Below are 20,546 nucleotides of genomic sequence, written 5' to 3' on the forward strand. Positions count from 1 at the left end.
GGCGGGGGGTGGGGACGGCTGGATAGGGATCAGGCCATCGCCTCGGCAACCGCGGCGCGCTGTTCCTCAGTCATCGCCGCGAGTTGGGTGGGGGTGAGGGCGCCCAATTGGGTGCCGTTGAAATAATCGATCTCGGTGGTGGTCAGCGCCGCGATCGCCGTGGTGGTCAGCGTCGCCATCGTGGTGGTGGTGATGGCGCCGAACTGGGTGGCCGACAATTGGTCGATCACCACCGCCAGCCCGGGGGCGCTGAGGCCGGCGACCTGGGTCGAGGTCAGGGTGGCGATCTGGGTGGGGGCCAATTGCCGCAGCTCGGTCGAGGAGAACGACCCGACCTGCCCGGGCGACAGCGCCTGGATCTGCCCGGTGGTCAGCGCGGCAAGCTGGGTGGCGGCCAGCGCGCGGATCTGCATCCGTTGCAGCCCGCCGATCTGGCCGGTGGTCAAAAGGCCGATCTGGTCGGCGCCGAGCTGGCCGATCTGGGTGGTCGACAGCGCGCCGATCTGGCTCGCGGTCAGGCTGGTCAGCAGGGTCGAGCTGAGCGCGCCGATCTGACTGGCCGACAGGCCGCCGATCGCGGTGGTGGCGAGCGCCGCGATCTGGCTCGGGGTCAGGTCGCCGACCTGGGTGGTGGACAGGGCGGCGATCTGGGTCGCGGTCAGGCCCGACAGTTCGGTGGTGGTCAGCAGGCCGATCTGGGTGGTGGTCAGGCCGGCGATCTGGCTGGTGGTCAGCCCGGTGATGCCGGTGGCCGACAGGCTGCTGAACTGGGTGGTGGTCAGCGCGGCGAACTGGCCGGGGGTCAGGCCGGAGATGCCGGTGGTGGACAAGGCGGCGATCTGGGTCGCGCTCATCGCCCCCAGTTGCGAGGTGGCCAGCGCGGCGACCTGGGCGGCGGTCAGGCCCGACACCCCGGCGGGCGACAGGCTGGACACCTGGCTGGTGCCGAGCGCGGCCAGCTGGGCATTGGACAGCGCCGCCACCTGGGTGGCGGTCAGGCCCGACAGTTCGGTGGTGGTCAGCAGGCCGAGCTGGGTGGTGGTCAACAGCCCGAGCTGGCCGGTGGTCAGGCTGCCGATCTGGGTCCGGGTCAGGCTCTGCAACTGGGTGGTGGTCAGTGCCGCCAGTTCGTCGGCCGACAGGCCGGCCACCGCCGCGTTCGACAGGGCGGCGATCCCGGTCGCGGTCAGCGCCTGGAGCTGGGTGGTCGAAAGCTGGGCGATCTGGGTCGCGGTCAGGCCGGCGACCCCGGTGGGCGACAGGGTGGCGATCTGGCTGGTGGTCAGCGCGGCCAGCTGGCTGGACGACAGCATCGCCACCTGGGTGTCGGTCAAACCGGCGATCTGGGCCGGCGCCAGCGCCGCCAGCAGGGTGGTGGACAACTGGCCGATCTGGGTGGTGGAGAGCGCGCCCAGCTCGGTCGCGGTCAGGGCGGCCAGCTGCCGGGTCGACAGCGCGTCGAGCTGGCTGGGGGCGAGCCCCTTGATCGCGCTGGTCGACAGCGCGGCGATCTGGCGGGTGGACAGGGTGGCCAATTGCGCCCCGGTCAGCCCGGCCAGCTGGTCGGCGGTCAGTCCGCCGATCGCGTCGATCGACAGCGCGGCGATCTGGGTGGTCGACAGCGCCGCCATCTGGGTGGTGGACAGCGCCCCCAGCCCGGTCGCGGTCAGGGCGGCGATCTGGGTCGGCGCCAGCGCCGCCAGCAGGGTGGTGGACAGCGCGGCGATCTGGGTGGTGGACAGCGCCGCCAGCTCGGTCGCGGTCAGCGCGGCAAGCTGGCTGGCGGCGAGCGAGTCGAACTGGGTCGGGTCGAGCCCCCGGATCGCGGTGGCCGACAGCGCGGCGATCTGGGTGGTGGACAGCGCCGCCAGCTGGGTGGTGGCCAGCCCGGCGACCTCGGTCGAGGTCAGGCCGGCGATCGCGGCGGCCGACAGCGCGCCGATCTGGGTCGAATCAAGGCTGGCCAGCTGGCTGGCCGTCAGCGCGCCGGCCTGGGTCGGGGTCAGCGCCGCCAATTGGGTGGTGGTCAGGGCGTCGAGCTGGGCCGCCGACAGGCCGACGATCGCGGTGGCGGTCAGCCCGGCCAGTTGGCTGGTGGACAGCGCCGCCAGCTGGCTGGCCGACAGGCTGGCCAGCCCGGTGCTGGTCAGGCCGCGCATCTGGGTCTGGCCCAGCGCGGCGATCTGGCGGGTGGACAGGGCGGCGAGCTGGGCGGTGGTCAGCGCCCCCAGTTCGGTCGCGGTCAGCCCGGCGATCGCGGTGGTGGTCAGCCCGGCCAACTGGGTGGAGGAGAGCGCCGCCAGTTGGGTGGTCGAGAACGCCGCCAGTTCGGTCGCGGTCAGCTGGTTGAGCTGGGTGGTGGTCAGGCTGGCGATCTGGGTCGCGGTCAGGCCGCCGACGGCGGTGGGGCCGAGCGCGGCGATCTGGGTGGTGTTGAAGGCGGCCAGCTGGGTGGTGCTGAGCGCGGCGATCTGGGTCTCGGTCAGGCCGCTGATCCCGGTGGCGCTCAGCGCCGCCAGTTCGCCCGCCGTCAGCGCCGCCACCTGGGTGGTGGAGAGGGCGGCGATCTGGCCGCTGGTCAGCGCCGCCAGCTGCTGGGTCGACAGCAGGGCGAATTCGGCCGGGGTCAGGCCGGTGACCGCGCCGGTCGACAGCGCGGCGATCTGGGCGGGGGCCAGCGCGGCCAGCTGGTCGCTCGACAGCCCGGCCAGCTGGGTGCTGGTCAGCCCGGCCAGTCCGGTCGCGGTCAGGCTGGCGACCTGGGTGGTGGACAGGGCGGCGATCTGGCCGGACGACAGCGCCGCGAGCTGGGTCGGGGTCAGGGCGCGCAGCTGGGTGGTGGACAGCGCGGCGATCCCGGTGGCGTTCAGCGCGGCGAGCTGGGTGGTGCCGAGCGCGGCCAGGGTGGTGGTGCTGAGCGCGGCGATCTGGGTCAGGCTGAGCCCGGCGATGTCGGTGGTGGACAGGCCGCCGCCGCCGGCGGACGACAGGGCGGCGAGCTGGTCGGGCGTCAGCGCCGCCAGCTGGCCGCTGGTCAGGGCATCGACCTGGGTCGCGGCCAGCGCGGCGATCTGGGTGGTGGACAGCGACACCAGCTGGCTGGTGGTCAGCGCCGCCAGCTGGGTCTGGGTCAGGGCGGCGATCTGGTTGGTGGTCAGCGCGTCGAGCTGGGTGATCGCCAGGCTGGCGATCTGGGTCGGGGCCAGCGCGTCGATCGCGCCGGGGGCCAGCGCGGCGACCTGGGTCGGGGCCAGCGCGGCCAGGGCGGTGGTGGACAGCGCCGCCACCTGACCGTCATCAAGCGCGCCGAGCTGGGTCGTGGTCAACGCCGCCAGCTGGGTGGTGGACAGGCCGGCGATCGCGCCGCCGGTCAGGCCGCGGATCGCGGTGGCGGACAGGGCGGCGATCTGGCTCGGCGTCAGTTCGGCCAGCTGGCTGGCGGACAGCGCGGCGACCTGGGTGTCGCCGAGGCCGGCGAGCGCGGTCGGGGTCAGCGCGTCAAATTGGGACGGGGTCAGGGCGCCGAGCTGGCGGGCGGTCAGCACCGCCAGTTGGGTTGCGGCCAGCGCCGCCACCTGCCGGGTCGACAGGGCGGCGATCTCGGTGGTGGAGAGGCCGCTGATCGCGGTGGTGGAGAGGGCGGCGATCTGGGTCGTGCCCAGGCTGGCGAGCTGGGTCGGCGTCAGCGCCGCCGCCTGGGCCGAGGTCAGCCCGGCCAGCGCGGCGGTGGACAGGGCGCCGATCTGGGTGGGGGAGAAGGCGGCGATCTGGGTGGTGGTCAGGTTGGCGAGCGCGCCGCTCGACAGCCCCTTGATCTGGGTGGTGGTCAGGCCGGCGATCTCGGTGACGGTCAGGGCGGCGATCTGACGGTAGCCGAGGGCGTTCAGCTGGGTGGGGGTCAGCCCGGCCAGCTGGGTGGTGGCGAGCGCGGCGATCTGGCTGGTGGACAGCCCGCCGATCCCGCCGGTGCCGAGCGCGGCCAACTGGGTCGCGGTCAGGGCGGCCAGCTGGGTGGTGGACAGGGTGGCGACCTGGGTATCGACCAGCCCGCCGATCTCGGTGGGGGTCAGGCTGGCGATCTGGGTGGTGGACAGGCCGGCGATCTGGCTGGTGGTCAGCGCGGCGATCTGGCTGGTGGCGAGGTTGGCCAGCTGGGTCCGCGACAGGCCGGCGAGCTGGTCGGGCGACAGGGCGGCGATCGCGCTGGTGGACAGGGCGGCCAGCTGGGTGGTGGTCAGGCGGGCGATCTGGGTGGCGGCGAGCGCCGCCGCCGCGGTGGCGGTCAGACTGGCAAGCTGGGTCGGGGACAGCGCGGCGATCTGGCTGGTGGTCAGCGCGGCGAGCTGGGCGGCGGACAGCGCCGCCAGCGCGGTGGTGGGGATGCCGGCGATCTGGCCGGTCGACAGGGTGGCGATCTGGCTCGGGGTCATCGCCGCCAGCTGGGTGGCGGTCAGGCGGTTGAGGTCGCCGCTGTCGAGCGCGGCCAGTTGGGCGGGGGACAACGCCGCCAGCTGGGTGGTGGACAGGGCGCCGACCTGGGTCGCGGTCAGCGCGGCGACCTGGCTGGTGCCGAGCGCGGCGATGGCGGTGCCGGACAGGCCGGCCAGCGCGGCCGGGGACAGCGCGGCGATCTGGGTGGTGGCGAGCGCGGCGATCTGGCTGGTGGCCAGCGCGGCGATCTGGCTGCTGCCCAGCCCGGCGGCGGCGGTGGCCGACAGCGCGCCAAGCTGGCGGGTGGTCAGCGCGGTCAGCTGGGTCGCGGTCAGCGCGCCGGCCTCGGCCGCGGTCAGCGCCCGCATCTGGGTGGTGGTCAGCGCGGCCAGCTGGGTGGCCGACAGCGCGGCGATCGCGGTGGTGGCGAGGGCGGCGATCTGGGTCGCGGTCAGGCTGGCGAGGCCGCCGGCCGACAGCGCCGCGACCTGGGTGTCGTCAAGGCCGCCGATCGCCCCGCTCGACAGCGCCGCCAGCTGGCTGGTGGAGAACGCGGCGAGCTGGGTGGTGGTCAAGGCGTGGGCCTGGGTCGCGGTCAGGGCGGCGATCTCGGTGGTGGCGAGCGCGGCGATCTGGGTGGTCGACAGGGTCCGGATCTGGTCGGTGCCGAGCGCCGCCATCTGCGCGGCAGTCAGGGCGGCGAGCTGGCCGGAGGACAGCCCGGCCAACTGGGTGGTGGACAGGGCCGCCAGCGCGGCGGCCGGCACCGCGCGCAGCTGGCTGGTGGACAGCGCCGCCACCTGGGCCGGGCTGAGGCCGGCGGTCTGGCTTTCGGTCAGGCCGGCGATCGCGGTGCTGGTCAGGCTGGCCAGCTGGGAGGGGGTCAGGCTGGCGAGCTGGGTGGTGGTCAGCGCGCCGATCTCGGTGCTGGACAGCCCCTTCAGCTGGGTCGCGTTCAACAGGCCGAGCTGGGTGGTGGTCAGCGCCTGGATCTGGTCGGAGGTCAGCCCGCGCAGCGCGGTCGAGCTGAGCGCCGCCAGCGCCGTCGCCGACAGGGCGGTGATCTGGTCGAGGCCGAGGCCGGCCAGCTGGGTGGCGGTCAGCACCCCGAGCTGGGTGGTGGTCAATTCGGCGAGGTCGGTGACGGTCAGGTCGGCAAGGTCGGTGGTGCCGAGCCCCCGGATCTGGGTGGTGGACAGCGCCGCCATCTGGGTGGCGTTGAGGGCGCTGAAGCTGTCCGCGCCCAGCGCCGACAGCTGGGCCGGGGTCAGCCCGGCCAGCTGGGTGGGGGTCAGGCCGGCGGCCTGGGTCGCGGTCAGGCCGGCGATCGCCCCGGTGGTCAGCCCGGCCAGGGCGGTGCCGGACAGGGCGGCGAGCTGGGTCGCGCGCAGCGCCGCCACCTCGGTGCCGGTGAGGCCGGCCAGCTGGGTGGCGGTCAGCGCCGCCATCTGGGTCTGGGTCAGGGCGGCGAGCTGGTCGGCGCCGAGCCCGCCGAGCTGGGTCGCGCTCAGCCCCCGGATCTGGGTGGTGGTGAGCCGGGCCAATTGGGTGGCCGACAGTTCGGCGAGGCCGGTGCTGGTCAGCGCCGCCAGCTGGCTGCTGGTCAGCGCGGCCAGCTGGGTGGCGCTCAGCGCCTCGATCTGCTCGCTCTCCAGCCCCTTCAGCGCGGTGGCGGAGAGGGCGGCCAGCTGGCTGGTCGACAGCGCGGCCAGCCCGGTGACCGACAGCGCGGCCAGTTCGGTGGCGGTCACCCCCTTGATCTGGGTGGTCGACAATTGGCCGAGCCGGGTCGCCGGCAGCGCCGCCAGCGCGCTGGGGGCGAGGGCGCCGATCTGGGTGCTCGACAGGGCGGCGAGCTGGCTTTCGCTCAGCGCCGCCAGCATCGGGCCGGACAGCGCCGCGAGCTGGGCGGGGGTCAGCCCGGCCAGGGCGGTGGTCGACAGGCCGGCCAGTTCGCCGGTGGAGAACGCGGCGAGCTGGGTCGCGGTCAGGCCCTGGAGCTGGGTGGTGGTCAGGCTGGCGACCTGGCTGCTCGACCAGGCGGCGACCTGCTCGGGCGACAGGCTGGCGATCTGGCCGGCGCTCAGGCCTTTGATCTGGGTGGCGGTCAGGGCGGCGATCTGGCTGGGGGACAGCGCGGCGAGCTGGGTGGTGGTCAGTCCGGCGATGCTGGTCGAACTGAGCGCGGCCAGCTGGGTGGGGGTGAGGGCGGCGATCTCGTCGCCGCCGAGCCCGGCGGTGCCGGCCGCCGACAGCGCGGCCAGCTGGGTGGTGTTGAACTCGGCCAGATCGGCGCTCGACAGGCCGGACAGCGCGGTGCTGGTCAGGCCCATGATCTGGGTGGTGGTCAGCACCGCGATCTGGCTGGCGTTGAGCGCGTCGAACGCGGTCGAGGTCAGCGCCCCGATCTGGCTGCTGGCCAGCGCCCGGATCTGGGTGGTGGACAGCGCGCCCACCCCGGTCTCGGTCAGGCCGGCGAGCGCGGTGACGGTCAGGTTGGCGATCTGGGTGGTGGTCAGCGCGGCGATCTGGTCGGGGGTCAGGGTGGCGAGGCTGGTGCCGGTCAGCCCCCGCACCTGGGTGGTGGACAGGCCGGCGATCTGATCGGTCGACAGCGCGCCCAACTGGTCGGCCGACAGCGCGGCGAGGCAGGTGCTGGTCAGGCCGCGAATCTGGGTGGTGGTCAGCAGGCCGAGCTGGCTGGTGGACAACGCCCCGATCTGGCTGGTGGTCAGGCCGGACAGCTCGGTGGTGGTCAGCGCCGCCAGCTGGGTGGAATCGAGCGCGCCGATCTGCTCGCTGGTCAGGCCGCGGATCTGGGTGGCGGTCAGCGCCGCCAGCTGGGTGGTGCTCAGTTCGGCGAGGTCGTCGATGGTCAGGCCGGCGATCTGGGCGCTGGTCAGGCCCCGGATCTGATAGGTTGACAGCGCGGCGATCTGATCGGCGTCGAGGGCGTCGAACGCGGTGGTGGTGAGGGCGGCGAGCTGGCTGCTGGCCAGCGCCTTCAGCTGGGTGGCGGTCAGCGCCCCGCTCTGGGTCGAATCGAGGCCGCCGAGCCCGGTCGGGGTGAGGGCGGCGATCTGATAGGTCGACAGGGCGGCGAGCTGGTCGGCGGTCAGCGCCCCCACCCCGGTGGCGGTCAGCAGCCGGATCTGGGTGGTGGTCAGGCCGGCGATCTGGCTGGTGGTCAGCCCCCGCACCTGGCTCTGGCCCAGGGCGGCGAGCTGGGTGGTGGCGAAGCCGCGGATCTGGGTGGTGGTCAGCTGGGCCAGTTGGGTCGGGGTCAGCGACCCGATCTGGGCGGCGGTCAGCGCCGCCAGCTGGGTGCCGGCCAGGGTGGCGAGCTGGTCCGGGGTCAGGCCGGCGAGCTGCTCGCCGGTCAGGCCCTGGATCTGGGTCGCGGTCAGCGCGCCGAACTGGGTCGCGGTCAGCTCGGCCAGCGAGGACGCCGACAGCGCGGCGATGTCGGCGGCGGTCAGGCCGCGGATCTGGGTGGTGGTGAGGCCGGCGATCTGGCTGTCGCCGAGGGCGGCGAAGCTGGTCGGGCTGAGCGCGCCGAGCCCGGCCGGGGTCAGGCCCTTCAGCTGGGTGGTGGTCAGCCCGCTGGCCTGGGTCGCGGTCAGCCCGGCGATCGCGGTGGGGGTGAGCGCGCCGACCTGGGTGCTGGACAGCGCCGCGAGCTGGGTCTCGGTCAGCGCCGCCAGGGTGGTGCTGGACAGCCCGCCGATCTGGGTCGGGGTCAGGCTGGCGACCTGGGTCGCGGTCAGCACGGCGAGCTGCTCGGCCGACAGGGCGGAGATCTGGCCGCCGCTCAGTCCGCGCACCTGGAGCGGGGTCAGCAGGCCGAGCTGGGTGGTGGTGAGGGCGCCGATCTGGGCCGCGGTCAGCGCCCCCAGTTCGGTGCTGGTCAGGGTGGCCAGTTCGGTGACGCTGAGGCCGGCGAGCTGCTCTCCGCTGAGGCCCCGGATCTGGGTGGTGGTCAGGTTGGCGAGCTGGGTGGCGATCAGTTCGGACAGGTCGGTGCTCGACAGGCCGCCGAGCACGCTGCTGGTCAGGCCCTTGATCTGGGTGGTGGTCAGGCTGGCGACCTGGGTCGCGCTCAGCGCCGCCACGGCGGTGCCGCTCAGCAGGCCCATCTGGCCGGCGGACAGGGCGGCGAGCTGGGAGGTCGACAGCGCCGCCACCTGGCTTTCGGTCAGCCCGGCCAGCGCGGTGGCGGTCAGGCTGGCGATCTGGGTGTTGGTCAGCCCGGCGATCTGGGTGGCGCTCAGCGCGCCGAACATGTCGCTCGACAGGCCGTAAAGCTGGGTGTTGGTCAGCGCGCCGATCTGGGTCGGCGCCAGGGCGGTCAGCTGCGAGACGGTCAGCGCCGAGATCTCGGTCCAGTTGAAGCCGCGCAGCTGGGTGGTGCTGAGCCGGGCGAACTGGGTGGGCGGGATCGCGCTGACCTGGGTCAGGGTCATGCCGCAGAGCTGGAGCGGGGTGAGGGCGGCCAGCAGGGTCGGGTCGAGCGCGGCGAACGCCTCGGGGGTCAGCCCGCGCACCGCGACCGAGGTCAGCGCCGCGAGCTGGCTGGTGCTCAGCAGGTTGACCTCCGTCGTGGTCAGCCCGGCCAGCTGGCCGCTGTTGAGGCCGGCGATCTGGGTGGGGGTGAGCGAGTGGATCTGCTCGGCCCCGAGCGCGTTGAGCGCGGTGGTGGTCAGGCTGGCGATCTGGCTCGGGCTCAGGCCGTCGAGCTGGGTGACCGACAGGATCGCGGCGCCGGTGGCGTCGAGCCCGGCGATCGCGGTGACGGTCAGGCCGGCAATTTGGGTCGAGCTGAGCGCGGCCAGCTGGGTGGTCGACAGCGTCGCCACCTCGGTGCTGGTCAGTCCCCGCATCTGGGTGGCGGACAGCACCGCCAGCTGGGCGGTGGACAACGCGCCGATCTGCTCCTCGTTCAGCGCCGCCAGGGCGGTGCTGGTCAGCCCCTGCATCTGGGTCGTGGACAGCCGGGCGATCATGGTGGTGTCGAACTGGCGGATCTGGCCGGCGGTCAGGCCGGACAGCTCGGCCGTGGTCAGGGCGGCGAAGCGGGTGGTGTCGAGCGCCGCCAACTGATCGACGGTCAGGCCCTGGATCTGGGTGGTGGTGAACCAGCCGATCTGGGTCGGGGTCAGCGCCGCCACCCAACTGGTGTTGAGGCCCGACAGGGTGGCGATCGACAGCGAGCGGATCTGGTTGACGTCGAGCGCGGCGATCTGCTCGGGGCTCATCGCGCCGAGGGTGGTGGTCGACAGCCGCGCCAGCAGGGTGGGGGCGAGGCCGCAGATCTGGGACGGGGACAGCGCCGCCACCTCGGTCTCGGTCAGGCCGGCGATCGCGGTCACCGTCAGCGCCGCCAGCTGCGAGGGGATCAGCGCGGCGAACTGGGTGGTGGTCAGCGCCCCGAGCTGGTCCGCCGTGATGCCCTTGAGCTGGGTGGTGGTCAGCACCGCCAGCTGATCGACCGACAGCATCGTGATCTGGCCGGTGCCCATCGCCTTGATCTGGGTGCTGGTCAGCCCGGCGAGCTGGGTCGCGCTCAGCTGGGCGATCTGGCTGGTGGTCAATTGGGCGGCCTGGGTGGTGGTCAGCCCGCCCAGGGCGGTGGCGGACAGCGCGGCGAACTGGTCGGCGTCGAGGCTGGCGATCTGCTCGCCCGACAGGCCCCGGATCTGGGTGACGGTGAGGGCGGCCAGCTGGGTCCGGCTCAGTTCGTCGAGGTCGCTGTCCGACAGCGCGGCGATGTCGGCGACGGTCAGGCCGAGCAGCTGGGTCAGGGTCAGCCCCTGGACCTGGGTCTGGCTCAGCGCGCACACCGCGTCGGTGCTGAGCGCGGCGATCTGGGTCTGGCTGAGGCCGGCGATCTGGCTGTTGGTCAGCCCGGTCACCTGGGTGCTGTCGAGCGAGCCGATCGCGGTGACGGTGAGGGCGGCGAGCTGGGTGGCGCTCAGCGCGGCGAGCTGGGTCTGGCTCAGGCTGTCGATTTCGGTCTGGGTGATGCCGCGCAGGGTGGTGGCCGACAGCGCCGACAATTGCGCGGCCGACAGCGTCTCGACCTGGGCCGCGCCCAGCGCGGCGATGGTGGTGCTGGTCAGCGCGGCGATCTGGGTCGGGCTCAGCACCGCGATCTGGTCGGGGGTCAGCGCCGCCACCTGGGCCGGCTGCATCGCGCCGATCTGGGTCGCGCCGAGCGCGCCAAGCTGGGTCGCGGACAGCGCGGCCACCGCGCCGGCCGACAGGGCGCGGATCTGGAGGGTGGACAGCGCCCGGATCTGGCTGACCGACAGCGCGGCGGCCTGGGTCGATGACAGGGCGCCGATCTCGGTCGGGGTCAGCCCGGCCAGTTGGGTGGGGGTCAGCGCGGCGATGTCGTCGGCGCCGAGCGCCTCGATCTGGGCGTTGTTGAGCACCGAAAGCTGGGTGGCGGAAAAGCTCAGCTGGCCGACCGACAGCGCGGCGATCTGGGTGGTTTCGAGCCCGCGCATCTGGGTCAGCGACAGCCACGACAATTGGGTGGCGCTGAGCGCGGCGATCTGATCGGTGGTCAGCCCGTCCAGCTGGGCCGAGGTCAGCGCCGCGATGTCGGCATAGGTCAGCCCGGCGATCTGGGTGGAGGACAGGGTGGCGATCTGGGACGCGGTGTAGCTCGAATAGGTCGAGGAAGAAACCGACGAGACCACGGCTGAACTCCTTGCCAGGCGGCGCCCCCGGGGCGGGGCGTTGCGGAACGGCCCCGGTTCGGTTGGCGCGGGGGCGCCGGCCGGACCGGGAGAGGGGGCGGGCACGGCCTTCCTCGCCTGATGGTACGGATGACCCCGCCGCGCTTGGCGCGGACGGGATCATTTTCCTGTGAACAAACTGATTTTTTTCGGCGCGGCGGGAAAACGGACGGAATTTTCACCAAGGAGCCCTCAGGCCGTCCCGGGCTTTCCGCGTTTCAGGCGATGTCCGGCCGGATCTCGGTTACCCCTTGGGCGATCGCTGGATCAGGTCGCGGTACCAGCGGCCGGATTGCTTGAGGCGGCGGGTGCCGGTGGGGAAATCGACATGGACCAGCCCGAAGCGCGGCCCATAGCCCGAGCCCCATTCGAAGGCGTCGAGCAGCGACCAGACGAAATAGCCGCGCACGTCGGCGCCCTGGTCCACCGCCGCGCCGAGGGCGGCGAGATAGGCGCGCAGATAGGCGACGCGATGGGTGTCGGCGATTTCGCCGGCGGCGTCGGGTTGCTCCGAGCCGGCACCGCCGCCGCAGCCGTTCTCGGTGACGTAGATCGGCAGGCGGTAGCGCCGGTGCAGGGTCAGCAGTTCCTCGGTGAAGGCCTCGGGGAAGATCGGCCAGCCGATCGCCGGATCGACCGGGGCGGGCGGGGTGTCGGCCCAGCCATAGCCCCACACCCGGGTCGGATCGGCGCGGGCGAAGATCGGGCCGTAATGATTGAGGCCGATCCAGTCCTGCGGCCGGCAGATCCGGGCCAGATCGCCCGGCCGGCAATAGGGCTCGAAATCCTCGGCCACCGCCTCGGGATAGGCGCCGAGGATCTGCGGATCGCAGAACACCCCGTTCCAGTGGGCGTCGAGCCGGATGGCGGCGGCATGGTCCTCGGCGCTGGCGCTGGCCGGCCGCACCGCCTGCCGGTTGTGGATGCCGCCGATCAGCGCCCCCTTGACGTGGTCGCGCAGGATATCGACCCCGGCGCCATGGGCGAGATTGACGTGATGGACCGCGCGCAGATGGGCGGTGCGGTCGGCCACCCCCGGCGCCGCCCACGGGATGGCGTAGCCGAACAGGGTGAACACCGAATATTCGTTGAACGGGACGAAGCGCCTGACCCGGTCGCCGTAGCGCCGCGCCACCAGGGTGGCGTAATCGGCGTACCAGCCGGCGCAGTCGCGGTTGGTCCAGCCGCCGAGATCGTCGAGCGCCTGCGGCAGGTCCCAATGATAAAGACACAGCCACGGCTCGATCCCGGCTTCGAGCAGCCCGTCGATCAGCCGGTCGTAGAAATCGAGCCCGGCCGGATTGGCCTTGCCCCGCCCGCGCGGCAGCAGACGCGGCCAGGCCAGCGAGAAGCGGTAGGCGCCGACCCCGATCTCGCGCATCAGGGCGATGTCCTCGCGCCAGCGGTGATAATGGTCGGCGGCGATGTCGGCGTTGCTGCCGTCGGCGATGCCGCCGGCCTCGCGACAGCGTGTGTCCCAGATCGACGGCCCGCGCCCGTCCTCGGCCACCGCCCCCTCGATCTGGAAGGCCGAGGTCGAAACCCCCCAGACGAAATCGGGACGCAGCGTCAGCCCCATCGCGGTTGCGGTCATCGCGGTGCTCCCGTTTGTGTCGTCCGTCCCGCAAAATCATCCGCCCCGCCCGCGACCGGGTCAAGCCGGGGTGATGTGGGCTCCGCCCACGCCCGCCAAGGGCCACGGGCCCTTGGATCCCATTCCCTTGGCGCCGCCGTGCCCGACCATCGACGGGTTCCAAGGGCCTTGTGGCCCTTGGCGGGTGCGGGCGGAGCCCGCGTCTCCCCCGAGGGCCTTAAACATCTGAACCCAGCCCTGTGTGTGACAAGGGTGGCACCTGGGCGGGAAAAATTGTAGAACACCAGCCGCCTGGAACGATTTTTGGAACCGCGACGTGCCCTCGCAAGACAAATTGGTGATCGCCCTGCCCAAGGGGCGGATTCTCGACGAGGCCCTGCCCCTGGTCCGCGCCGCCGGGATCGAGCCCGAGCCGGCGTTCGAGGACCCGCATACCCGGCTGCTGCGCTTCGCCACCAACCATCCCTCGATCGACATCATCCGGGTGCGGTCGTTCGATGTCGCCACCTTCGTCGCCTTCGGCGCCGCCCATCTCGGCATCGCCGGCAACGATGTGCTGATGGAATTCGATTATTCCGAGCTGTACGCGCCGCTCGACCTCGGCATCGGCCGCTGTCGGCTGTCGGTGGCCGAGCCGGACGACATCGCCGCCACCGACGATCCCGGCCAGTGGAGCCACGTCCGCATCGCCACCAAATATCCCGAGGTGACCAAGCGTCACTTCGCCCAGCGCGGCGTCCAGGCCGAATGCGTCAAGCTCAACGGGGCGATGGAACTGGCCCCCTCACTCGGGCTCTGTTCGCGCATCGTCGATCTGGTGTCGTCGGGGGCGACGCTGCGCGCCAACGGCCTCAAGGAGGTCGAGGTGCTGGCCCAGATTTCCAGCCGTCTGATCGTCAACCGCCCCGCGCTGAAGACCCGTCCCGGTGAACTGACCGGCTGGATCGAGGCGTTCCGGCGCGTGGTGGGGGAGGGCGCCGCCCGATGAGACCCGATCGCCTGCTGTTCGCCGCCGCCCCTGGCTTCGAGGCCGACTTCGCCGCCCTGCTGGCGATGAAGCGCGAGACCGATGCCGAGGTCGATGCCCAGGTCGCCGCGATCATCGCCGAGGTGCGTGACCGGGGCGATGCCGCCCTGTTCGACTACACCGCCCGGTTCGACCGGCTCGACCTCGCCGTCGCCGGCCTCGCGGTCACCCCGGCCGAGATCGAGGCCGCCGCCGCCGCCTGCGATCCGGCCCTGCTCGCCGCGCTCGACCTCGCCGCCGCCCGCATCCGCGCCTTCCACCAGCGGCAGGTGCCGGGCGACGACCATTTCGTTGACGAGGCCGGGGTGCGCCTCGGCCTGCGCTGGACCCCGGTCCAGGCCGCCGGGCTCTATGTTCCGGGCGGCACCGCCGCCTATCCCTCCTCGGTGCTGATGAACGCGATCCCGGCCAAGGCCGCCGGGGTCGGGCGTCTGGTGATGGTGGTGCCGGCCCCCGATGGGCGGCTCAACCCGCTGGTGCTGGCCGCCGCCCGCATCGCCGGGGTGGACGAGATCTACCGCGTCGGCGGCGCCCAGGCGGTGGCGGCGCTGGCCTACGGCACCGCAACCATCCGCCCGGTCGACAAGATCGTCGGCCCCGGCAATGCCTGGGTCGCGGCGGCCAAGCGCCGGGTGTTCGGCACCGTCGGCATCGACATGATCGCCGGCCCGTCCGAGATCCTGGTGGTGGCCGATGGCGGCAACGATCCCGGCTGGATCGCCGCCGACCTGCTGAGCCAGGCCGAGCACGACACCGCCGCCCAGAGCATCCTGATCACCGATGACGCCGCCTTCGCCGCGCAGGTCGGCCGGGCGGTCGAGTCCCATCTCGCCACCCTGCCGCGCGCGGCAATCGCCCGCGACTCGTGGGACCGCCACGGCGCGATGATCGTGGTGCCGACCCTGGCCGACGCGGTGCCGCTGGTCGATCGCATCGCCCCCGAGCATCTCGAACTGGCGGTGGCCGAGCCCGAGGCGCTGGCGGCGCGGGTGCGCAATGCCGGCGCCATTTTCCTCGGCCGCTACACCCCCGAGGCGGTCGGCGATTATGTCGGCGGCCCCAACCACGTCCTGCCCACCGCGCGCTCGGCCCGGTTCTCCTCCGGCCTCGGCGTGCTCGATTTCATGAAGCGCACCACCCTGATCGGCTGCGATTCCCAGTCGCTGCGGCGGATCGGTCCGGCGGCGGTGCGGCTGGCCGAGGCCGAGGGACTCGGCGCCCACGCCTTGTCGGTGGCGATCCGCCTCAATCCCGGCGAGGCCTGATCCTTGCGCCGGGCGGCCTGCCGTTCCGCCCGGTGTGAAAAGGCTTGACCAAACCCAAGCGAACGCTCACTTATCTTCCCGCGCGGCAGGGAGCCCCGATGGAGGCCAGATGGCGAAAGAGGATGTAATCGAGTTTTCAGGCACGGTGACGGAGCTTCTGCCCAACGCCATGTTCAGGGTCAAGCTCGACAACGACCATGAAATTCTTGCCCATACCTCGGGCAAGATGCGCAAGAACCGGATCCGCGTTCTCGCCGGTGACCGGGTCAACGTGGAAATGACGCCCTACGACTTGACCAAGGGCCGTATCACCTTCCGCTACAAGTAAGCCGGTGATGAGCAAGCCGAGCGGACGCGTTCCGCTGGTCCTGGCCTCGGCTTCGCCCCGGCGGATCGATCTGCTCCGGCAGATCGGCCTCGAACCGGCGGCGATCGACCCCGCCGACATCGACGAAACCCCCGGTCGCGACGAACTGCCGCCGCGTCTGGCCGAACGCCTCGCCGAGGCCAAGGCCCGCGCCGTGGCCGGCCGTCACCCCGGGTGCTTCGTCCTTGCCGCCGATACCGTGGTCGCCTGCGGCCGCCGCGCCTTGCCCAAGGCCGAGGACGTCGCCACCGCGCGGCGCTGCCTCGATCTGCTGTCGGGGCGGCGGCACCGCGTGCTGGGCGGCGTCTGCCTGATCGGCCCCGATGGGCGGGTCGGGCGGCGACTGGTCACCACCACCGTCACCTTCAAGCGGTTGACGGCCGAGGAAACCGCCGCCTATCTCGACAGCGGCGAGTGGCACGGCAAGGCCGGCGGCTACGCCATCCAGGGGCGGGCGGCGCGCTTCGTCCGGGCGCTGTCCGGGTCCTACAGCAATGTCGTCGGGTTGCCGCTCTACGAGACGGCGTCCCTGCTCGACGGACAAGGGAACTAGGCGGGCTCCGCCCGCACCCGCCAAGGGCCGCAAGGCCCTTGGATCCCGTGACCTCTCCTCGGGGCGGTGCCGGCATGATCATCGATGAAATTCTGTGGAGCCGGTCGCCGGGCGAGAGCCGTTTCGCTCTCTGCGCCCGGGGGCGGCTGGTCGAGTTGGTGATCGATCGGGCCACGCTGTTGAGCGGCTGCCGCTTTCTCGGGCGGGTGGTCGGGCTGGCGCGCGGGGCGGATGGGGCGTTCGTCGAGCTTGGCGGCGGGGGGCGGCCGGGGTTTCTGCCCGGGGCGGGCAAGCTTGGGCTGGGCGAGGGGGATGCCATCGCGGTCGAGGTGCGGGCCGAGGCGCGTGCCGGCAAAGGGCCGCTGTTGATGGCGGCCGAGCGGCCGGCGGGGACGCTGCCGCCGGCACCGGCACTGTTGGCCCGGCCGGAGCCGTTGCAGCGGCTGCTGGCGGCGTGGCCCGAGGTGCGCTGGGTGCGGACCGACGATCCGGCCGCGCTGGCGCTGGCCCGGCAGATCGCGCCGGAGCGGGCCGAGCTGTGGCGTGACGGGCCGGTGCTGGAACGGCATGGCATCGACGCGGAGATCGAGGCGTTGTTGGCCCCGTCGGTGGCGCTGGCGGGGGGCGGGCGGCTGACGATCGAGACCACCGCCGCCCTGACCGCGATCGACGTCGATTCCGGCGGCGGCCGCGCCGATCAGGCCAACCGCGCCGCCGTCGCGGCGATTGCCCGCCAACTGCGCCTGCGCAATATCGGCGGGCAGGTGGTGATCGATTTCGTGTCGGAACGGGGCGGGGCGCCGCACCGGCTGGCCGAGGCGCTGCGGGCGGCGGTGGCGGCCGATCCGGTGCCGACCCATCTGTTCGGGGTGTCGCGGCTGGGGCTGGTCGAACTGACCCGCGAGCGGCGCGGCGCCGCCTTGGCCGAGTTGCTGGGCGAGAGCGTGGCACGGCCGACGGCGGAGACGGTGGCGCTCGACGCCCTGCGCCGGCTGCTGGCCGAGGCGCCGCACCGGCCGGGGCGGGGGCTGATCCTGGCGGTGGCGGCCGAGGTGGCGGCGGAACTGACCGGGCGCCACCGCGCCGCCTGGGACGAGACGGCGGCGCGGCTGGGGACCGGCCTTGCCTTGCGGTCGCTGCCGGGGGCGGCGCGGGAGACGATGGTGATCGAGGAGAGTGTGCGATGAGCAAAGCCGAGGCCGGCAAGGCCTGTCCGATCTGCGGCGGGGCGGCGGTGGAGACCTTCCGTCCGTTCTGTTCGCGCCGTTGCGCCGATGTCGATCTGCACCGCTGGCTGGGCGGGGTCTACCGGGTCGAAACCGAGGAGACGGGCGACAATTTGGCGGAGGGGGAGGGTTTTTCGGCGCCGGGGGCTTGACCGCTGGCGGAACTCTTTGTATAAGCGCCTCCTCTTCGCCGAGAGCGTCCTGCCCAGGTAGCTCAGTTGGTAGAGCATGCGACTGAAAATCGCAGTGTCGGTGGTTCGATTCCGCCCCTGGGCACCATTGATCCCCTGACCCCTGACGGGGTCCGGGGGGTCACCAAACTCCCGGCGAGGGCTACCGTGCCCAGGTAGCTCAGTTGGTAGAGCATGCGACTGAAAATCGCAGTGTCGGTGGTTCGATTCCGCCCCTGGGCACCATTGTAAACCCCTGAAAGGTAACGCCTTTCGGGGGTTTTTCATTTTCCTGTTCTCGTTCCTTAGCCCGTCAGTGTCTAACGCTGTTAGACGTTGAGGCATAGGGTTGCCTTCCGGTTGTGTAACTCGTAGCCTTGCGATGCGTGCTAGAGTGGCACTGGAAAATCGAGTTGGGTTGACATATATGTCAATTGCAAAGACTGTAGTGACGGTGGCGAATGGGTTTGTGAGGCTCCCGCCGCCGCTCCCTGGCTTAATCGAGTGGCTGCCCCATAACCCCGATAACGATTTCGTGTTGAGCCGCCAGATCTTCATGACCGAAAGCCTCTATGGACAGTGCCACCCGATAAACCGATCGACGAATAGAGACCTGAATGGAGCCGCTCTGGCAAACCTCAGAGTGCAGATGGAAGCCTTCTTGACGGGAGAAGAGGTGGTTGAGAAGAGGCAGATGACTTGGCTGGCGCCAGTCAAACGAAATATGTGGGAGTTGAGGGCGTTCATGAAGCCTGCCGTTCGCCTGGTTGGCTGGTTTCACGCCCATCGCGTGTTCATCTGTACGCACGTGTCTTTGCGCAGCACGCTTGGGCCTGGTGGTTCGGCGGCGTGGATTGAGATCGTCGACAAGTCGGAGACCAAGCGGGCAGAGCTGAAACTGGTGCCGTTTGTGGCCAACACGTTCGACGGGCATATGAATTGATGGAGCGAACGATGAATGCCGAGGTTAGCCTTTCGCAGCCGGAGCGCATGTCTGATGACGAGAAGCTACTGTACCGCATGCGGTTCAGGCATGAGACCTATAAGAAGCTGGACGCCCTGTTCCGCAGGTTGGCGGTAGAGCGGGGCCTGACACAAAAGGCCATCGCCGAGATTCTCGGGGTCAGTGAATCCCTAATCTCTAAGCGTCTCAACGGGCAGGCCAATATGACCATGGATACCCTGTGCGATCTCGCCAGGGCCATGGGGGCGCGCCTCCAAGCTGATGTTGTATTGCTGGAGGATGTGAAGCCCGCTATCGCAGATCGGGCTGCGGCGGGGCATGCCGCGCTCCAACAAGCGATCGCGGATATTCCAAAAGAAAACCATGCCGGCTTGGCGTTCTGGCGCAAGGATGGGCAACAGTTCCGCTACACATGCGCCACGACGGTGGTTAATGCGGTGGACGAGCCAACTCGGACAGTGCAGTACGCTGAGCCGGTGAAGGCGTTGGTACATAATTTCACGATGGGTGATCTCGCTCGAACCCCGTTAGGTGGCGAGCGAGCACATATGGTGTTAAGATGACCTGGGCCTCCTTTCAGGTCTGTGACGATTACAGGCTGGAAGCGGACGGGAAGGCCACTATTATTGGCGTATACCCTGAGATAACCTTCCCATCATTGCCAGCGCGGATGATGAAGTTGATAGTTATCACCAAGTTACGCTCAGATATTCGTGATCCGCGTGCTTTGGCAGGCGTGAAGGTTCAGTACCCTGGTGCGGACGAGCCAATTTACTTTCCAACAGGTGGGATACTTCCCCAATTTGGAAGTAATGTTGACGAGTATCTTGCGGAAGGTGTCCAGTTTGCCGATGTCGCTTCCAAGGTTGTCTTGAGCGATATCAATTTTCCGGTTGCGGGGCGCTTGAAAGTGTGGGCTGTCACTGAACTCGGGGAGGATGTGTACGCCGGTTCCTTGCCAGTGCGGTCGGTCGAGTTGCCGTCTCTCCTTCCACCCGAGCTGCACGCCGCTGTGACGGCATTCTATGCCAAACACGCGACTAATCTAGGTTCCGAGGCGGGTGAGTTGGCGCAATATATCCTGGAGGCGATGGCGAATTACCTGCCCGCGAGTGCTGTTCAGGAGAGTGGTGGCGACGCAATGATTATCGGTGGGAGGGGACGTCTTAGTGTTTTTTTTGGAGTGCCTAGGCCTCAACCGCCCAAAATCAAGCTGTCGGTCAAGCCTGAGCACCTCAAAACTGAGGTTGTTTCGGCTAGTCGCTTCGGCTTTGAGGCCCGCATTACCCCTGCCGATGTTCAGCTTGAAGAGCTTTCATTCGAAGAAGAGGCGTAGATGAACGTTGGCTAGCGGAGTGGTGAGGTTATAGCCGTCAAGCTCTCCTTGGAGGTGACCTTAGTGTCGCCCCGGTCTTTGCATAGGCCGGCGTGGCTCCTCTCACGATAGCACGCCTTTTCCCAGCGGGTGGAGGGCCTGCGGCCCTCCGCGGGATTGCCAAGGGGCGCGCCCCTTGGCGGGCCTTCGCCCCGGTTCAGTGATGATGCCCGGCCGCCGCTTCGCCCCCGACACCCACCGCGTCGCCGCTCAGCTCTGCCCGGGCGTGGCGGATGATCTGGGCGGCGCCGGACAAGGCGAGGGCGGCCATTCCGGTGGCGACCAGCAGGTCGGGCCAGCCGGCGGCGGTGGCGAACACCCCGCTGGCGGCGCCCAGCACCGCGAGGTTGCCAATCGCGTCGTTGCGCGAGCAGATCCACACCGAGCGCATGTTGCTGTCGCCGTCGCGGTAGGCATAGAGCAGCGCCGCCACCACCACATTGGCGACCAGGGCGGCGACGCCGATCGCCCCCATCACCGCCGCTTCCGGCACCGTGCCGGCGGCGAGGTGGTAGAGGGTGCTGGCCAGCACCCAGATCCCGAACGCGGCCATCGTCGCCCCCTTGACCAGCGAGGCCAGCGCCCGGCGGCGCAGGCTCATCCCCAGCACGAACAGGCTGACCCCGTAATTGGCGGCGTCGCCGAAGAAGTCGAGCGCGTCGGCCTGGAGCGACGACGAGCCGGACGCGACGCCGGCGACGATCTCGGTGACGAACATCCCGGCATTGATCACCAGCGCGATCCACAGCGCCTTGCGGAAGCGGGGGGAGACTTCCGTGGCCTTGGGGGCGCATCCATGGCAGCAGCCAGACATTTCTTGCTCTCCTCGAT

The 20,546-nt window shown here is 70.7% G+C and carries 12 protein-coding genes and 2 tRNA genes; 11 read left to right on the top strand and 3 right to left on the bottom strand.

Annotated features, from left to right (window positions below; genetic code table 11):
• Positions 1-29 precede the first annotated feature (29 nt).
• Positions 30-11,135, bottom strand: a complete 11,106-nt coding sequence (locus tag ACFSNB_RS05875) for a beta strand repeat-containing protein (protein WP_377315105.1) — start codon at positions 11,133-11,135, stop codon at positions 30-32.
• A 283-nt stretch (positions 11,136-11,418) separates the two neighbouring features.
• Positions 11,419-12,768 (bottom strand): GH1 family beta-glucosidase, encoded by a 1,350-nt coding sequence (locus ACFSNB_RS05880; protein ID WP_377315106.1) that lies wholly within the window; start codon positions 12,766-12,768, stop codon positions 11,419-11,421.
• Between the two features lie 316 nt (positions 12,769-13,084).
• Here ACFSNB_RS05880 and hisG point away from each other — a divergent pair, with 316 nt between their 5' ends.
• The 11 genes from hisG (at position 13,085) to ACFSNB_RS05935 (ending at position 19,676) form a co-directional block, all read left to right on the top strand.
• Positions 13,085-13,756 carry an ATP phosphoribosyltransferase gene (gene hisG, locus ACFSNB_RS05885; RefSeq protein ID WP_377315107.1) on the top strand — a complete coding sequence of 224 codons (672 nt, stop codon included), beginning with the start codon at positions 13,085-13,087 and terminating at the stop codon, positions 13,754-13,756.
• A complete protein-coding gene (hisD, locus tag ACFSNB_RS05890) occupies positions 13,753-15,060 on the top strand; it encodes a histidinol dehydrogenase (RefSeq protein ID WP_377315108.1) in 1,308 nt (435 codons plus the stop codon). The genes hisG and hisD overlap by 4 nt, the downstream gene beginning before the upstream one ends.
• A gap of 109 nt (positions 15,061-15,169) precedes the next feature.
• A complete protein-coding gene (infA, locus tag ACFSNB_RS05895; RefSeq protein WP_008617671.1) occupies positions 15,170-15,388 on the top strand; it encodes a translation initiation factor IF-1 in 219 nt (72 codons plus the stop codon).
• Between the two features lie 7 nt (positions 15,389-15,395).
• Positions 15,396-15,980, top strand: coding sequence for a Maf family protein (locus tag ACFSNB_RS05900; RefSeq protein WP_377315109.1), 585 nt, complete (start codon positions 15,396-15,398; stop codon positions 15,978-15,980).
• 74 nt (positions 15,981-16,054) lie between these two features.
• The gene (locus ACFSNB_RS05905) at positions 16,055-17,167 is read left to right on the top strand and encodes a ribonuclease E/G (protein ID WP_377315110.1); all 1,113 of its coding nucleotides are present in this window, start codon (positions 16,055-16,057) and stop codon (positions 17,165-17,167) included.
• On the top strand, positions 17,164-17,358 hold the full coding sequence (locus tag ACFSNB_RS05910; protein ID WP_377315111.1) for a DNA gyrase inhibitor YacG: 195 nt from the start codon (positions 17,164-17,166) through the stop codon (positions 17,356-17,358). Before ACFSNB_RS05905 ends, ACFSNB_RS05910 begins: the two co-directional genes overlap by 4 nt.
• Positions 17,359-17,409: 51 nt before the next feature.
• Positions 17,410-17,485, top strand: a tRNA-Phe gene (locus tag ACFSNB_RS05915).
• 61 nt (positions 17,486-17,546) lie between these two features.
• Positions 17,547-17,622: transfer RNA gene (locus ACFSNB_RS05920), tRNA-Phe, on the top strand.
• Positions 17,623-17,914: 292 nt separating this feature from the next.
• Positions 17,915-18,319: a hypothetical protein gene (locus ACFSNB_RS05925; protein ID WP_377315112.1), complete on the top strand. Its 405-nt coding sequence runs from the start codon at positions 17,915-17,917 to the stop codon at positions 18,317-18,319.
• Positions 18,320-18,330: 11 nt separating this feature from the next.
• Positions 18,331-18,903, top strand: a complete 573-nt coding sequence (locus ACFSNB_RS05930; protein ID WP_377315113.1) for a helix-turn-helix domain-containing protein — start codon at positions 18,331-18,333, stop codon at positions 18,901-18,903.
• On the top strand, positions 18,900-19,676 hold the full coding sequence (locus ACFSNB_RS05935; protein WP_377315114.1) for a hypothetical protein: 777 nt from the start codon (positions 18,900-18,902) through the stop codon (positions 19,674-19,676). The genes ACFSNB_RS05930 and ACFSNB_RS05935 overlap by 4 nt, the downstream gene beginning before the upstream one ends.
• 196 nt (positions 19,677-19,872) lie before the next feature.
• Here ACFSNB_RS05935 and ACFSNB_RS05940 read toward each other — a convergent pair whose 3' ends face one another.
• The gene (locus tag ACFSNB_RS05940; RefSeq protein ID WP_377315115.1) at positions 19,873-20,529 is read right to left on the bottom strand and encodes a cation efflux transmembrane domain-containing protein; all 657 of its coding nucleotides are present in this window, start codon (positions 20,527-20,529) and stop codon (positions 19,873-19,875) included.
• Between the last annotated feature and the right edge of the window lie 17 nt (positions 20,530-20,546).

The organism is Phaeospirillum tilakii (genome assembly GCF_042683125.1).
Classification (GTDB): Bacteria; Pseudomonadota; Alphaproteobacteria; order Rhodospirillales; family Magnetospirillaceae; genus Phaeospirillum; species Phaeospirillum tilakii.

Coding starts and splice junctions, on each gene's coding strand:
- infA (WP_008617671.1), top strand. CDS start 15,170: ATGGCGAAAGAGGATGTAATCGAGTTTTCAGGCACGGTGACGGAGCTT.
- hisD (WP_377315108.1), top strand. CDS start 13,753: ATGAGACCCGATCGCCTGCTGTTCGCCGCCGCCCCTGGCTTCGAGGCC.
- ACFSNB_RS05905 (WP_377315110.1), top strand. CDS start 16,055: ATGATCATCGATGAAATTCTGTGGAGCCGGTCGCCGGGCGAGAGCCGT.
- ACFSNB_RS05900 (WP_377315109.1), top strand. CDS start 15,396: ATGAGCAAGCCGAGCGGACGCGTTCCGCTGGTCCTGGCCTCGGCTTCG.
- ACFSNB_RS05880 (WP_377315106.1), bottom strand. CDS start 12,768: ATGACCGCAACCGCGATGGGGCTGACGCTGCGTCCCGATTTCGTCTGG.
- ACFSNB_RS05940 (WP_377315115.1), bottom strand. CDS start 20,529: ATGTCTGGCTGCTGCCATGGATGCGCCCCCAAGGCCACGGAAGTCTCC.
- ACFSNB_RS05935 (WP_377315114.1), top strand. CDS start 18,900: ATGACCTGGGCCTCCTTTCAGGTCTGTGACGATTACAGGCTGGAAGCG.
- ACFSNB_RS05930 (WP_377315113.1), top strand. CDS start 18,331: ATGAATGCCGAGGTTAGCCTTTCGCAGCCGGAGCGCATGTCTGATGAC.
- ACFSNB_RS05910 (WP_377315111.1), top strand. CDS start 17,164: ATGAGCAAAGCCGAGGCCGGCAAGGCCTGTCCGATCTGCGGCGGGGCG.